At 41.5% G+C, this 14,839-nt stretch carries 13 protein-coding genes; 8 read left to right on the forward strand and 5 right to left on the reverse strand.

Annotated elements, in window-relative coordinates:
* Positions 1 to 29: 29 nt before the first annotated feature.
* Both LPTSP_RS02935 and LPTSP_RS02940 read right to left on the reverse strand, forming a co-directional pair.
* Positions 30 to 2,552: a cation-translocating P-type ATPase gene (locus tag LPTSP_RS02935; protein WP_108927341.1), complete on the reverse strand. Its 2,523-nt coding sequence runs from the start codon at positions 2,550 to 2,552 to the stop codon at positions 30 to 32.
* 71 nt (positions 2,553 to 2,623) lie between these two features.
* Positions 2,624 to 2,833 carry a YgaP family membrane protein gene (locus tag LPTSP_RS02940; RefSeq protein ID WP_108927342.1) on the reverse strand — a complete coding sequence of 70 codons (210 nt, stop codon included), beginning with the start codon at positions 2,831 to 2,833 and terminating at the stop codon, positions 2,624 to 2,626.
* 160 nt (positions 2,834 to 2,993) lie between these two features.
* On the opposite strand from LPTSP_RS02940, the gene galE reads away from it, so the two are divergent.
* Complete coding sequence (gene galE / locus LPTSP_RS02945; RefSeq protein WP_108927343.1) at positions 2,994 to 3,965, forward strand: UDP-glucose 4-epimerase GalE; 972 nt, start codon at positions 2,994 to 2,996, stop codon at positions 3,963 to 3,965.
* 58 nt (positions 3,966 to 4,023) lie between these two features.
* Here the strand turns inward: galE and LPTSP_RS02950 are convergent, their stop codons facing one another.
* Positions 4,024 to 5,676: a thiol-activated cytolysin family protein gene (locus LPTSP_RS02950; RefSeq protein ID WP_108927344.1), complete on the reverse strand. Its 1,653-nt coding sequence runs from the start codon at positions 5,674 to 5,676 to the stop codon at positions 4,024 to 4,026.
* A 316-nt stretch (positions 5,677 to 5,992) separates the two neighbouring features.
* A complete protein-coding gene (fbp, locus tag LPTSP_RS02955) occupies positions 5,993 to 7,015 on the reverse strand; it encodes a class 1 fructose-bisphosphatase (protein ID WP_108927345.1) in 1,023 nt (340 codons plus the stop codon).
* Positions 7,016 to 7,207: 192 nt separating this feature from the next.
* On the opposite strand from fbp, the gene LPTSP_RS02960 reads away from it, so the two are divergent.
* The 7 genes from LPTSP_RS02960 (at position 7,208) to rpoD (ending at position 13,033) form a co-directional block, all read left to right on the forward strand.
* Positions 7,208 to 7,630, forward strand: a complete 423-nt coding sequence (locus tag LPTSP_RS02960; RefSeq protein WP_108927346.1) for a hypothetical protein — start codon at positions 7,208 to 7,210, stop codon at positions 7,628 to 7,630.
* Between the two features lie 171 nt (positions 7,631 to 7,801).
* Positions 7,802 to 8,017, forward strand: a complete 216-nt coding sequence (locus LPTSP_RS02965) for a hypothetical protein (RefSeq protein WP_108927474.1) — start codon at positions 7,802 to 7,804, stop codon at positions 8,015 to 8,017.
* A 68-nt stretch (positions 8,018 to 8,085) separates the two neighbouring features.
* Positions 8,086 to 8,550: a DUF6789 family protein gene (locus LPTSP_RS02970; RefSeq protein WP_108927347.1), complete on the forward strand. Its 465-nt coding sequence runs from the start codon at positions 8,086 to 8,088 to the stop codon at positions 8,548 to 8,550.
* Between the two features lie 201 nt (positions 8,551 to 8,751).
* Complete coding sequence (gene rpsU, locus LPTSP_RS02975) at positions 8,752 to 8,961, forward strand: 30S ribosomal protein S21 (protein WP_008591132.1); 210 nt, start codon at positions 8,752 to 8,754, stop codon at positions 8,959 to 8,961.
* Positions 8,962 to 9,002: 41 nt separating this feature from the next.
* Complete coding sequence (locus tag LPTSP_RS02980) at positions 9,003 to 9,452, forward strand: GatB/YqeY domain-containing protein (RefSeq protein ID WP_108927348.1); 450 nt, start codon at positions 9,003 to 9,005, stop codon at positions 9,450 to 9,452.
* A 12-nt stretch (positions 9,453 to 9,464) separates the two neighbouring features.
* Positions 9,465 to 11,255 carry a DNA primase gene (gene dnaG, locus LPTSP_RS02985; RefSeq protein WP_108927349.1) on the forward strand — a complete coding sequence of 597 codons (1,791 nt, stop codon included), beginning with the start codon at positions 9,465 to 9,467 and terminating at the stop codon, positions 11,253 to 11,255.
* A gap of 11 nt (positions 11,256 to 11,266) precedes the next feature.
* Positions 11,267 to 13,033 carry an RNA polymerase sigma factor RpoD gene (rpoD, locus tag LPTSP_RS02990; RefSeq protein WP_108927350.1) on the forward strand — a complete coding sequence of 589 codons (1,767 nt, stop codon included), beginning with the start codon at positions 11,267 to 11,269 and terminating at the stop codon, positions 13,031 to 13,033.
* 144 nt (positions 13,034 to 13,177) lie between these two features.
* Here rpoD and LPTSP_RS02995 read toward each other — a convergent pair whose 3' ends face one another.
* A complete protein-coding gene (locus tag LPTSP_RS02995) occupies positions 13,178 to 14,785 on the reverse strand; it encodes a glycerol-3-phosphate dehydrogenase/oxidase (RefSeq protein ID WP_108927351.1) in 1,608 nt (535 codons plus the stop codon).
* Positions 14,786 to 14,839 lie beyond the last annotated feature (54 nt).

The raw sequence follows: 14,839 nt of genomic DNA on the forward strand, positions 1-14,839 counted from the left end.
CAAGTAGGCTGTTACTTCTTCCAAAACTCTCAAGCAAAAAATCGAATCTTTCTTATTTCCCAAACAAGACCGGAGACAAGTCCTAACCCGATTGAGAAAATTACCCAATCCAATGGGATTTGCTGAAAGCCGAATAATCTGAGACTGAATTCGAATTGAAAACTTGCGACCAAAGCAGTTGCTGCTAAAAAGAAAATCCAGAACACACTGGAATGTAAGGATCTAAGGATAGAAATAAATCCTCCTTTATGGGTCAAATTTGTAAGCATCAAACTGAAGTTGGAGACGACTAAGAAAATAAAACCAAAAGATCTGATTTGATTTTCACTATGACCATTTTGTTTCATCCAAAAATACAATACCAATAACAAAACAAGAACCATCGCTCCTTGCGAAAAGGAGAGAAAGAATCGAGAGATGGTCATTAGACTAGAATTCTTTTTCCTTGGACTGGAATAACGATCTCCTTTTTCCAGGTCCAACGACTCAAAAACGATGGAACAGGTCGGATCTATAATCAGCTCTAAGACTAGAATGTGTGCAGGAAAAAAGAAAATTGGATCTCCTGTGAAAGCCGGCAATAACGACATACCTATGATTGGTATATGAACGGATACAATGTAAGAGATACTCTTTTGTATATTTTCGTAGATCCTTCTTCCTAAAAATACGGACTTCACGATGGATGAAAAATTATCATCTAATAATACAAGATCGGATGCCTCCCTTGCTACATCCGTTCCTCTTTTTCCCATTGAGATCCCGATATGAGCGGCTTGCAGAGCCAGAGCGTCGTTCACTCCGTCTCCTGTCATTGCGACTATCTCTCCCTTTTTCTGAAACGCCCTGACTATCTTTAATTTCTGGGCAGGTTTGATCCTGGAAAAAATACCGACAGTATCTAATTTAGAAGCCAACTCTTCTTCCGTGAGTTTTTCTAATTCGTCTCCTGTTATGCTATCCTTGTGATCTTCTAATCCTATCTTAGAAGCTACAGCTTTTGCTGTTCCGGCATGATCCCCAGTGATGATAATCACTTTGATCCCTGCTTGGATACATTCTGAAACGGAAACAGGCACAGTTTCTCGAATAGGATCTTCCAATAAGATCAATCCTAAAAATTCGAATTCTAGATCATGTTGGTTTTCAGGAAGAGAAGAATTTACGATCTCCGACCTTGCTACTCCAATCGCTCTGTATCCTTGCAAAGAATAATTTTCTGTGATCTTCTCCCAATAATCTGTTCTCTCTTTAGAAAAATGGCAAAGATCGAAAATTGCCTCCGGTGCACCTTTCGTTCCGATCACGAATCTTTCCGGATCTTCCGAATTCCAAGCGTAACTAAGAGCAAGTAACTTTGGAGAAAGTGGATATTCCTTTTCTAATGTCCAATCCGCATGAAGATGTTCCGTATCGTATAGGAGATTGATCCCTAATTCTCGGATCGCTTTTTCCATAGGATCAAATGGATCTTTTTTAGAGGCCAGAATAGAAAACTCCAGTAGCAAATGAAATTCCTCTGCGACTTCAGGTGTTTTAAATTCAAATAAACTATTTTCCAAAGAAGAAACTAAACCTCTGACCTTCATTCGGTTTTCGGTTAAAGTTCCTGTTTTATCCACGCATAATACGGTCGCTGCTCCAAGCGATTCTATAGAGTTTAGCTTCCTTGTCAAAACACCACTTTTGGAAATTCTCCAAGCTCCTAAGGAAAAGAAGATACTGAGCACCACCGGGATTTCTTCCGGTAATACCGCCATTAAGAAGGTAAGAGCAGCCAAGACCGCCTGCATCCAATTTCCATTCCGTATTCCAAGACCATAAATTAGAAAAACAGAAATTACTAAGGCTCCTAAAAAGAAGAATGTAGTGAATCTTTTAGCTTCTTTCTGAAGAGGGCTTTCCGATTCGGAAATTTCTCCCATTTCTTTTCCGATAGAACCAATGGATGTGGAGTCTCCGGTGAATAATACTTTAAAGATCCCTTCTCCTGAGACTATCTTAGTTCCTGAATATACCTTTTGGGATTCGGAATAGGGTCCTTGGTTGTGAAGCTCCGTTTCTTCTTTTAAAACTGGGATGGATTCTCCGGTTAAAAGAGATTCGTCCGAATGTAGATTTAATCCATCTACCAAATACCCGTCTGCGGGGACTTTATCTCCTTCGGATAGAAAGACTATATCTCCCGGAACAATGAGGGAGGAATCAATTTCTATCTTTCTGCCTTCTCTTAATACTTTGGCCCTCAAAGGAGAAAGTTTTCTCAAAGATTCTAATGCTTTTTCTGATTTATTCCTTTGGTAGATGGTTAAAGAAATAATTGCGATCACTGCAATGGAAAGTGTGATCGCTTCTTCCAAATCTCCCAATAATGCGTAGATAAAACCGCATGCCAAGAGTAGGGAAAGCATCGGTTCGGAAAGGATCGAAAGACTGATCCTCCAAAAGGATGTCTTCTTTAACTTGGATTCGTTGGGTCCGAACTTTTGGAGAAGTTTTGAGGCCTCCGATAAACTTAAACCTTTATAAACAATCTCCGCGGTTGGGGGCATAGATATAGAATGAGCGCGTATCCGATCCTTCTGGCAAGATTTTTCTTAGAAAAATCGGACACCGGAGGATCTTAAGATCTTTTAGAATGGGTCCGAGTATTCCAACCGAATAGGGAATAAATTGGACACCAACCTACGATCCCTGTGGCAAGTATCACGAACCCGACTGCGAAAATTGCGAGCTTATACAGATCTTCTATATAAAAAGCCCAAGTAACCAAGGAAGTACCTAATATCACTCTAAAGGCTCTGTCCCAAAAATTTGAATTTATAAATTTCATACTGAACACCTATTGACCAAATCTCTACCGGAAATATTCTTCCATTTTAAGTCTTTGTCAATGATTGGACGGATGCAAAAAGGTCCGAACGTGATGATAAATATCAGGCCCAAATTCCCTTTTACAATTTCGATCCTTCTGAAATACATGTAAAAGCTTTATGAAAAAAATCCTGATCACCGGTGGAGCCGGATATATTGGCTCCCACATGAATAAATATCTCCACAAACTTGGAGTGGATACAGTAGTATTTGATAATCTTTCCAATGGTTATGAAAAAGCTGTCAAATGGGGAAAGTTTTTCAAAGGAGATCTATTAAATAAAGCGGATCTGGATCGTGTATTTTCAGAACACGAATTCGAAGCAGTCATTCATTTTGCTGCGTTTGCCTACGTGGGAGAATCGGTAACCGATCCTCAAAAATATTATATTAACAACGTTGTGGGAACTCTCCAACTTTTGGAAGCAATGAAGAAACATGGAGTAAAATACTTCATCTTCTCTTCTACCTGTGCTACATATGGTGCAGTAACAGAAGTTCCAATTTTAGAAACCACTCCGCAAAATCCGATTAATCCGTACGGACAATCCAAGCTTATGATCGAGAAAATTTTAGCGGATTATTCTCATGCTTACGACTTAAAGTATGTCGCTCTTCGTTATTTTAATGCTTCCGGTTCCGATCTAGATATAGGAGAAGAACATGATCCGGAAACTCATCTTCTTCCGATCGTGATCGAAAAAGCATTAGGGAAAAGAGATTCGCTTACTGTGAACGGAAATGATTACGATACGCAGGACGGGACTGCGGTTCGAGATTATATTCATGTAATGGATCTAGCTCAGGCACATTATCTTGGATTAGAATATCTGAAAAAAGGCGGATCTTCCGATTTCTTCAACCTAGGAACAGGGCAAGGATTTTCCATTTTGGAAATTATCAAAACAGTGGAAAAGGTCTCCGGAGTTCCTATTTCATACAAGATCGGTCCCAGAAGAGAAGGGGATCCTGCTAAATTGATCGCGGATAATACAAAAGCCAAAAAGGTTTTGGGTTGGGATCCTAAATTTGCAAAGATAGAAGATATAGTTTCCAGCGCCTGGGAATTCCACAAAAACCATTCTCATTAAAAAAGAAAAGGCTTCTTCCCCGATTAGAGAAGAAGCCTGAAAGATCGGTTAATAGTGATTAGAATTCGGCTGTTTCGTTCTCTTCTATAATGGACCAAGCTCCGGTAATCTTATTCAATTTATATTTGTAAGTTAATTGTTTTCCACAGGTGCTTACACTTCTGCTTAGATTACGGGTCCTTAATACAGTACCATTCAATTTCAGTTCTATATCCAAAGCGGTCCCGAAACAATTCGCGTTATACATTTCCACAGTGAACTCATGTTCTGAGCCTACACTCATAGCGTTGTTCAGATTGATCTCTGGTCCTGTATACACATCAGCTTCCGGATTTGTGGAGAAGAACTCTTGTCCGTCCATAAGGAAACGCACCTTATCGTCTACTTTTCCTAGTTTCGCGGTGAATACCTGAGGATTTTCGGAATAAGTCGCCTCACAATCTCTTTGGTCATACACCGTAGTATAACTCATTTTAGCTACGGATCTGTCCTTCAGATAGTTTAATGTATAAGCGATAGGAACTCCAGGGTTTGCAGCGGAATAATTTGTTGCTTCCGGATTCGCTAAGAAATTACGAATAGCTTGGTACATACTTCCTGGAGTAGCGGAATCAGCCGCGCTGATCGGAGCAAGAGCCAGACCTGCATTTCCACCTCTTACAAAATAAGCGATCCTGGTCCTGTCTAATACCTGCTCGTGAGTTACGGAAACTTCTCCGCCGATTGGAGGAACAGGAGAGACCGCAGAAAGAATTCCTGGATCCCAAGCAACTTCCAACGCTGTTTTTACTTGAAGTGCTGTGTATTCCGATTCCAGAAGGAAGTAAACGACTCTTCCGTAGGATACTTTAGAAACATATAATGGAGGATTGTTTGCAGCAATCTGTCCTTCCGGATCTTGGAAATTAGCTCCATCTCTAAATACTGAAGTAGAAAGTGTAGGGTCTTCGAAGTTTACGTCGTAGAACTTTTGGGTAAACTTCATCAAGATATAATTCTTTTTGCCCAGATTATCGATCCCAAGACTGACTTTCAGACCAACATCGGAGAAACGAGCATCCAATCCGAGGTTGAATAGAAGATGATTTTCATTATAAATCTGCTCAACACTAAAGGAAGCGTCTGCCGCAGTTCCTACAACGTCTGTAGATAGAATGTCCTGGACCCCTTGTTGTATGTTAGATGCACTTACTTGCGCTAACTCTTTGGAGTAGATCGCGTTCGGGCTAAGTTTTAGACCAGTGAGGAAAATTTTACCCCCGGATCTTGGAATTGTAACCGGAGTATAACCTCCCGCTTCCAAAAACTTACCTTGTAATAAAGCGCCTGGATAGATCACTTCGGATCCTTGGTTTAGAATTGCCCGATCTACAAGGCTTCTTACCTCGGAGGCCCCCCACTTAGTAGTGGTGCAAGAATAATGACCAGTTTTAGATTCCGGAACAGGGATACCTGCAGGAAAAGGAGTGATTGCTTCCTTACTGGAAGAAGAAAGAGCCTGCCCATAGGTAGGTTCTGTATATAATTCGCCAGCATCTGCGATTTTAACCGCGCCAGGGCCTGTTTCTTCCACTTGTTTAGAAGAGCCGGGGCCTGCTAACAAGCCTAATAAACCGCTTAAGTTGGATTGATTTGGGGAACAACTTGCTAAGTATCCTGCAGTTAAAGCCACGGCTACAGAAGGTTTGATCCAATTTTTCACTATCTTCATTCTTTCAAAATACCTTGTTTATTTTTCAGTGCCTGCAGTTTTATCTGCCCAAATTTTTGTAGCAAGCGCTAAAATAAAATCATGATATTTTTATTTATTATTAAAACATAATATATAAGAAGAATACAAAATGAGATGTAAGTCTTCTTAATGGAAAGTAAGGGACGGGTTAAAATATAAGTAAAATTTAAGCGCTTATTTTTGAGGCCATGTCAGAGGGGAGTTTTGATGAGAGCGAGGAGATAGGAAAGAAGAAGGTCAACTGATGCGGACCTTCTTCCTGCGAAACAGATAAAGAAGATCCGCCAATGGAATATTATTTTTTTATAAAGGTAAGGAAATGCTCCACTTCATTTTTGGAACCTACAACAAATGTGGTTCTTTCATGAAGTTCTTCTGGCTCCAGATCTAGGATCCTCTTACCTTCTACAGTAACAGCGATTCCTCCTGCTTGTTCCGCAATTAGTGCCATAGGAGCTACTTCGTATAAAAGTCTGAGTTTTCCTTTCGGATATTTTGAAGATTTAGTATCGTTCGGATATAGAAAGATACCACCTTTCAAAAGGTTCCTATGAAAGTCCGCCACAAGAGAACCAATATAACGTAAAGATTGAGGCTTGCGCCCGCCTTCGATTGATTTAATATTTCGGATATAGTTCTTCACTTCATCCGACCAATAATCGTAGTTTCCTTCGTTGATAGAATAGATCCCGCCTGACTCAGGCATTTTCATTTCAGGATGAGAAAGAATAAATTCTCCGCAAGACGGATCTAATGTAAACCCGGAGACTCCCTTTCCAACACAAAGGACTAGCATGGTAGAAGACCCGTAAACGATATATCCCGCCGCTCTTTGTTTGGATCCTTTTTGTAAAAGATCCTCTTTAGTTCCTGGAGTTCCTTGGGGAGAAGTTCTCAAGTGAACAGAAAAAATAGTACCGATAGAAACGTTTGCATCAATATTAGAAGAACCATCCAAAGGATCTATCGCGATCGTATATTTTCCAACCTTATAGCCGGTTGGGATCGTAATGATATCTTCCTGCTCTTCGCTACCCATCACGCATAAATGTCCGCAGCGGGTGAGTGTATGAGTAAAAATTTTGTCCGCGTATTCGTCCAGTTTCATAACCGTTTCGCCCTGGACATTGGTTTGGTCTGTGGCTCCTAGAATATTTTCTAAAAGACCTGCCTTTCGTACTTCTCTAGAAACGACTTTTGCGGCGTATACGAGATGGCTCATGAGTGCCGTAAAATCCCCGGTTGCTTGGGGAAGTTTGAGCTGTTCCTCGATCAAATATTGGGAAAGACTCATTAATTGGGTAGGGTGGGCGCTCACGATGGGTTCTCCTTTTTGCTTTATAGCTATACCGGATATAAAATCGCTCCTGGGCAGCTTGACAAGCCTGATTTCTGGGATCCTTCGACTGATAATATCTTCCTTTTGTAGCGATTTATATAGAAAAGAAGGATTGTTTCTTACGAAAAAGTTAGGCTTTTCGAGAGTGCCTAGTCGATATTTCTAAAAGAGATGGAAACAACGAATCAAAGACAGCCAATCCCGGATGTGTTCGAAGAATTTACGAACCAGTTTTTACGAGACGTTAAAAATTCACTCAGCACAGAAATGGTACTGACCCATTTTTATTTTCAGGACCTTTCCCAGTATTTCAAATTACTTGGAGAACAAAAGTCCGGAGAAATTCTAGAAGAGTTAAAATCAGTCATCCAAGCCCATCTTCGTCCGTACGATAAATTGTACGTTTTAAATTCCAGATCCTTCTTAACTTTTTGTCCTGATTGTAGATTGGATATTGTAAAAAGTAGATTCGACGAAGTGATCTTCCAAGTGAACCATCTCATCATAGACTATGAGATTAAATTTCTAGAATTCACTGAACCTTTGGATTCCTTCCAGCCGGTTTACGAAAAATTGCTAAAAGCTCATTTCTAATTATTTTTTCTAAGAGAAAGTTGCTAAGACGCGGAAGAAGTACTACTCGCCTGTGTACCTTCTTCTTTTTTGTTTCATTCCTTTGAGTGAAAATTTATTCAAATTGTTTGAAAAAACTCTATCGTGAAAATGAACGGTTGTACCGTAAATGAAAACGTATGGGAGGAGAAGATGAAAGATAGGGCGAAACAATTTAAGGCGACCTTGGAACGCTATATCAACTACCGTGGAATAGATATCATTCTCACTCTAAAAGACGGAACCGTGATCGAGCTGGATAAAAATAGAAAAATGAACGGTGACGTTGTGATCAAAAATGGTGCCCTTGGGATAGAAGCAGAAATCGAAATTTCTTCCATCCAAAAAGCGGATTTTTTTGCAGCTTAATCCATTCATTAGTTCTTGTCCGACCTAATTTTCTAGAATACAATTTTCCTCCGCGAGCGGGAGGAATTATGGAAGCAATAGGATTGATCTTTGTGGCCGGCTTTGTCGGGACCATTTGTATGTCCCTTTCGATGTGGTCGATTCATTACGCAGGATCTGTAAATGCAGATATGATCCGAGCCGTAGGAAGTTTTTTCACAAAGGATATGAGTAAAGCCTTAATCCCTGGGATCATCACCCATATTATCGTTGGGCTCATATTTGCATTTCCTTATGCATTCCTGATCAGTCTTGCTCCTCATATTTTGATCGCTTCCATAGTGACAGGAGGGGCGGTGGGATTCTTCCATGGATACTTGGTAGGATTCTTGTTAGTTGTATTAGTAGCCAGAAATCACCCTTTAGAGCAGTTTAGGGAGGCCGGGATCAGCGTCGCAGCAGCACATGTCTTCGGGCATCTGGTTTACGGTGTTGGTCTTGGAGTTATACTCGGTTTGTATGGATATGCTTGGACTTCCATTTTGACCATCTAAGGTCATTTTGAGGTTTTATAGGTTTTGAATCTGAAAATCGGCCAAATGACCTTGACTTCTGACCCAGTCAACAGAAATTAGTAAATACGGGGTATTTTGTCCCCAGACTCCGGGGCCTCTGTTTATTGCAGTGGTCGGTATCGTTTTTTTGCGATATTGTTATCCGGTCCTAAAACAATCCAAACAGGAGAAATCCACCGAATGGTAGGAATCATTGTAAAGGAAGGCGAGTCCATCGAATCCGCTCTCAAACGTTTTAAGAGAGATTGTGCTAACGCCGGAATCATGAGCGAGATCAAAAGACGTGAATTCTACGAAAAGCCTAGCATCAAAAAGAAAAAGGCTTTAGAATCCGCAAAACGTAAATTAGAAAAGAAAAAACGTCTCTTCTCTCGTAAAGACCGCGGTTAATCCCCCGGTCTTAGGTTCCTAAGAGAAATAGGGGAACGGGCATGTCCCTGCAATTAAAAATTAATACCGACCTGAAAGAGGCTATGAAAGCAAAACAGGAGCCTCTTCTCTCCACCTTACGCCTACTCAAGGCTGATATCCAATACGAGCTTACGAAAAACGGAGCCCAGGAATTGAGCGATGAACAGATCATCGTCCTGATCAAACGGGGGTATGCAAAACGTACAGATGCAATCCAAATGTACGAAAAAGCGAATCGTAACGATCTTGCGGATAAAGAAAAGGGTGAAGCTGAAATCTTAAAATCATATCTGCCTCCCGATGTACCTGAGGATCAAATCATCGCCGCCGTAGAAAAATTTGTTATAGAACTCGGAGCTTCCGGACCCAAAGACATAGGAAAGGTTATGGGTAAAGTGATGGCTGAGTTTAAGGGCGCGAACATTGACGGATCAAAGGTTTCTGCGATCGTAAAATCTAAACTTTCCTAAGCTGGGCCAACTTTGCAGTTCCAAAGGGAATTTATCGACCGTATTCGTAGGGAAGTTCCCATCGAAAGTTATATTAGTCGATTTGTACCCTTACAAAAAAGAGGGAGAAACATGGTGGGCCTATGTCCGTTCCACCAAGAAAAATCTCCTTCATTTAATGTTTCTATAGATAAACAATTCTATCATTGTTTCGGATGTAAAGCATCCGGAGATCTATTCCAATTCGTGATGAGTTACGAAAGAGTGGATTTCCAACGAGCAAAAGAGATTCTTTCAGAGTATGCTGGGATCCCGATCCAGGAAAAAGCAAAAGAAGAAGTAGAAAGAACTGAAACTTTATATAAAGTTAATAAGAAAGCTCTTCTTTTCTTCCAAGAAAATCTACGCGGTCCACAGGGACTAGCTGCAAGAGAATATCTAAATTCTCGAGATATAGGAGAAGAGATCCAAAAATCATTCCAACTTGGATATGCTCCCGGCGGATATAATCATTTAACCGGGAAAGTTTTTAATACAAAAGAAGAGATCCATGCCGCTTTAGAAGTAGGACTCATCCGCGAATCCGAAAAAGGAAAAGAACCTTATGATTTTTTCAGAGATCGGATCATGTTCCCTGTTTTCGATCTTTCTGGCAGAGTAATCGCGTTTTCCGGAAGGATTTTAGGCCCTGGAAAAGAGTCTAAATATGTAAACAGTCCTGCTTCTTCCATATTTGATAAAGGAAGAACATTTTATCATCTTCACCAGGCAAAAGAATCCATCCAAAAGTCCAGGACCTCGATTTTAGTGGAGGGATATCTGGATGTGATCGGTCTCGTTGATAAGGGACTGGAAAATACTGTTGCTTGTATGGGAACCGCCGTAACTGAAAATCATATCCGGACCATGAAGAAGTTCTCCGACAAATTCCTTCTGGTTTTGGACGGGGACTCTGCGGGTAGAAAGGGCGCACTACATGCAGCGGAACTTTGCCTAAAAGAAGGCCTAGATTGTTTTGTTATATTATTGCCGGAAGGAAAAGATCCTTTCGATATTTCTAAGGAATTGAACCGCCAAGAATTGCATAAACTTTTGGAAAACCAGATCCCTGCCTCTTCTTTCGTAGTAGAAGAACTTTTGGATAAGGCGGATTCTCGTGCACTTCCGGAAAAGAAAAGAAGGGCATTGGACAATCTCTACCAATTTCTGAAAGGATTCAATCGGGATTCCGACAAGGAGTTTTTCTTAAGTCTTGGGGCAAGAAGGCTCGGGATCAGTATGGATGCGGTTTTACGAGATTATAAGGGCGGGGGAGCCAAGTTTGCCAACCCTAAGTCCGATAATAATAAGGATAAATCCGCCAAACGTGTATCAGGACCGAATCCTGCCGAAAAATGCGAAAGAGAGATCATTGCCTTGCTTGTAAAGGCTAATCATTTATTCCGTTTTTCCGAAGAATTATCCGGGTTGGAATTCTTGGACTCTAAAAGTGCGTTTTTATGGGACTTTATATATACGAGATACGCAAGCGAAGAAGAAGTTTCTCCCGCTTCCGTGATCTCCTCCGAGATCCCAAACGAATTTAAGGAATCCATAGCACCTTTCTTGATATCGGAAGCAGATATGAGTCCAGAAGATTCAGTGAAAGTATTTCGGGGATTATTGAATCAACAAAAACTTTTCGTGATCGATAAGAGAATGGAAGAGTTGGACTCGGGCTCACCTTTGGATGATCCCGAACATTTTACAAAACTGGCATATTATAAGACCGAGAAAGCAAAATTATTGGAATTTATCCGTAGTGAAAACTCGGGCGTAAGATAGGGGACCGCAGAATGGAAAATCTACAAAGCATGCCGGAAGTTCAGAAGATCATCGCGATAGGAAAAGCGAATAGCGAAATTTCCTACGACGAGATCAATGAGATACTTCCGGACAAGATCTTAAACTCGGAGAAGATTGACGATGTATTCACTCTTCTTCATGAGATGGGAATAGAGATCGTAGAGGAGTATACTAGGAAATCTTTGGAGCCGGCTACTTCTATCCTGCCGAAAGACGATCCGGCTCTTCCGGCAAAACCTGCCCGTAAAAAGAAAGAGACTGCATCTTCTGCAGGCGGTTCCGAAGATCCGATCCGTTTGTATCTGAAAGAGATCGGAAAAGTAAATTTGATCTCCGGTGAAACCGAGGTCTTTCTTGCTAAGAAGATAGAAAAAGGCGAGAAGATCATAGAAGAGACCATCTTAGGTTCTTCTATCCTTAGAGCGAACTTCATCAAACTTCTTCCTAAGATCCGCAGTAAAAAAACAAAGGTGTACGATCTTGTTCGAGTAGACAAGATGTACGCGATGAACGCGGAAGAAGCGAAGAAGTTAGAAGAACTTTTCTTCAAGAACATCTCTGTCATCCAAGAGCAGGAAAAAGTTTTACAGGAAGCGCAGTCCAGGATACGCAAATATTCTGAGAATTCTAAAAAGTACAAAGAGTTCAAAGAGAAAATAGACGTTTCCAAAGGTATTATAGACACAGCTGTAAGGGAACTGGGAGTTTCTCAAAAAGAGATCCAGAAAATTTCCCAAAAGATCAAATCCATGGTTTTCAGGATCAAGGAGATAGATCGTCATTTCTTAAAGATCAAAGCCCAATACGGTTATGACGTTAAGGATATCAAAGCGTTCAACCGTTTCATCGAGAAGAATGAAAAGTTAGAAGATATAGAAAAGATGATGGGAGTCTCTATAGACGAGGTTCGAGAGGTCATCAAGGATATCCGCAACAACGAGCGTAAACTTCGTCGTATGGAACAGGAAGCAGGTTCTTCCGTCCAAGAGATCAAGGACTGGGGCGAGAAGATCATCAAGGGCGAAAGAGAGATCGCTCAGGCCAAAAAAGAACTCGTAAAAGCTAACCTAAGACTTGTGGTTTCCATCGCAAAACGTTATGCGAATCGGGGAATGCATTTCTTCGACTTGATCCAAGAAGGAAATATCGGTCTGATCAAGGCTGTGGACAAATTCGAGTATAAGAAGGGATATAAATTCTCCACTTATGCGACTTGGTGGATCCGCCAAGCGATTACCCGCGCGATTTCCGACCAAGCAAGAACGATCCGTGTTCCTGTCCACATGATCGAACAAGTGAACAAAGTGATCCGTGAGACTCGTTTGTTTGTTCAGGAATTCGGTCGTGATCCTTCCAATGAAGAAATTGCAGAGCGTCTAGGCTGGCCTGTTCAAAAAGTAAAAGCAGTTAAAAACGTAGCAAGAGAGCCTATCTCTCTCGAGATCCCAGTCGGTTCCGAAGAAGATTCAGAGTTGGGAGACTTTATCGAGGACAAGGATGTAGAATCTCCAGTGAACTCTGCGGCTTCCAGCATTCTGGCGGAACAGATCCGACAAGTTCTTCATACTCTTCCAGCAAGGGAACAGAAAGTGATCCGTATGCGTTTCGGTCTGGATGACGGTTATCCTCAAACCTTGGAAGAGGTTGGCTACCAGTTTAAGGTAACCAGGGAAAGGATTCGTCAGATCGAAGCAAAAGCTCTTCGAAGACTACGTCACCCATCTCGTTCTAAGAAGTTAAGAGATTATATCGATTAAGAGTAAGAGACACTGTGTTTAGAGAGACACAGTGTTGTCTCACACAGAGTCACGGAGACGCAGAGGATTTATTTCAATCAACACTCCGTGACTTTGTGTCTCTGTGCGAAAAAACCTTTGGGGCTCCTTCTAACTCGGTGCCCCTTACTTACCGGTGTAAGTAGCTCTTAGTGATTCGATCAGTTCGAGTGCTGTTGTTTCTTTTTCCTTTCTCTGCGACTCTTTCCAACCTAATTGTTTAGCCAAGATCTGTGAAACTGGCGTTGCCAATTTTGCAGATACTTTTAGATCCAAGAACTGGATACGGAACCTTCTTGCAAGAACGTCGGTGACTGTGAGTGCGAATTCTTCTTTTGCAAACCATTCCACTTCTTCTTGGAAATATTCTATACCTTTCAAAAGTGGAGTCGGTTTTTTGCCTAGGATGATGAAAACTTCTCCGCCATAAAAGTTCTGGAGGCGTTTTGCGGATACCTCGGTTACCTTATACATTTTCTGGATCTCTTTGTATAAGTTTTCGGAATAACCAACTTTTCCTGGGAAAGCATATTTAGCAGTCCTGCTTGCCCCGAATTCTTCTAGTCCGCCTTCTTTCAATACTCGGTCGATCAGATCTTCGGCCATCTTTCTGTATGTGGACCATTTTCCTCCTCCCATTGTGATGAGTCCGGAAGGAGAAACTAAGATCACTTCTTCTCTGGAAATATTTTTTGTGTCTTGGTTTCCTTCAGGCGAGATGAGAGGTCGGATCCCGGAGAATACCGAGATAATATCCTTTCTTTGGAGAGGTTTGGATAGATAGTCTGAACCAGTTTGTAGTAGGAATTCCACCTCCGATTCCAATGGAAGAGGATCTTGGCTGACTTCATGGATTGGCGTGTCTGTGGTTCCCAGGATCACATGGTCTTCCCAAGGAATAATGAATACTACACGACCGTCTTTTGTTTTAGGAATGATGAGAGCAGTATTACAAGGAATGGTTTCTTTTTTGAAAACCAAATGGATCCCTTGGCTAGGAGAAAGTACACGATAGGTTCTTGGATCGTCTTTTAGGCGGATATCATCCACCCATGGGCCGGTCGCGTTTACTATAATTTTTGCTTTTACATTATAGGTTTCTCCGCTCAGTAGATCTTTTACTTTTCCACCTACAATTTTGCCGTCCTTCTTCTGGAAGGAAAGTAGTTCGGTTTGGTTCAGGACCAGAGCGCCTTCTTTAGATGCAGCGCGTGCCAGGTTAACGTTAAGTCTGGCGTCATTGAATTGAGAATCGTAATATAAGATCCCACCGGTCAGGCCCTTGGTTTGGAGAGCCGGAAAATCTTTCTCTACTTCTTCCTTGGAAACTCTTTTGTGAGAAGGCAGATCTCCTTTCCAAGCCAGGATATCGTACATTGTCATTCCGATACTGTAATACGGTTTTTCGTAAAGTTTATAAGTGGGAAGAATGAATGGCAACGGTTTGACCAAGTGAGGCGCGTTTTCCAGAAGTCTTTGTCTTTCTGTGAGCGCTTCGTGTATAAGTTTAAAATGGAACTGGGCGAGGTAACGTACCCCTCCGTGTATGAGTTTTGTGGAACGAGAAGATGTTCCGGCAGAAAAATCCGATTTTTCCAAAAGTGCCACTTTCAGACCTCTAAGGCTTGCGTCGAGTGCGGCCCCCGCTCCAGTGGCTCCACCCCCCAAAATCAAGAGGTCGAATTGTTCTTCTTTCAATTTTTCAAACCGGCTTTTGCGATCGTGTTTTTGCATATGTACAAAGTCTTCCTGCTTTACAGGCTGATTTCGCCGGGTGAAATTGCAATA

Source organism: Leptospira johnsonii (assembly GCF_003112675.1).
GTDB classification, from domain to species: domain Bacteria; phylum Spirochaetota; class Leptospiria; order Leptospirales; family Leptospiraceae; genus Leptospira_B; species Leptospira_B johnsonii.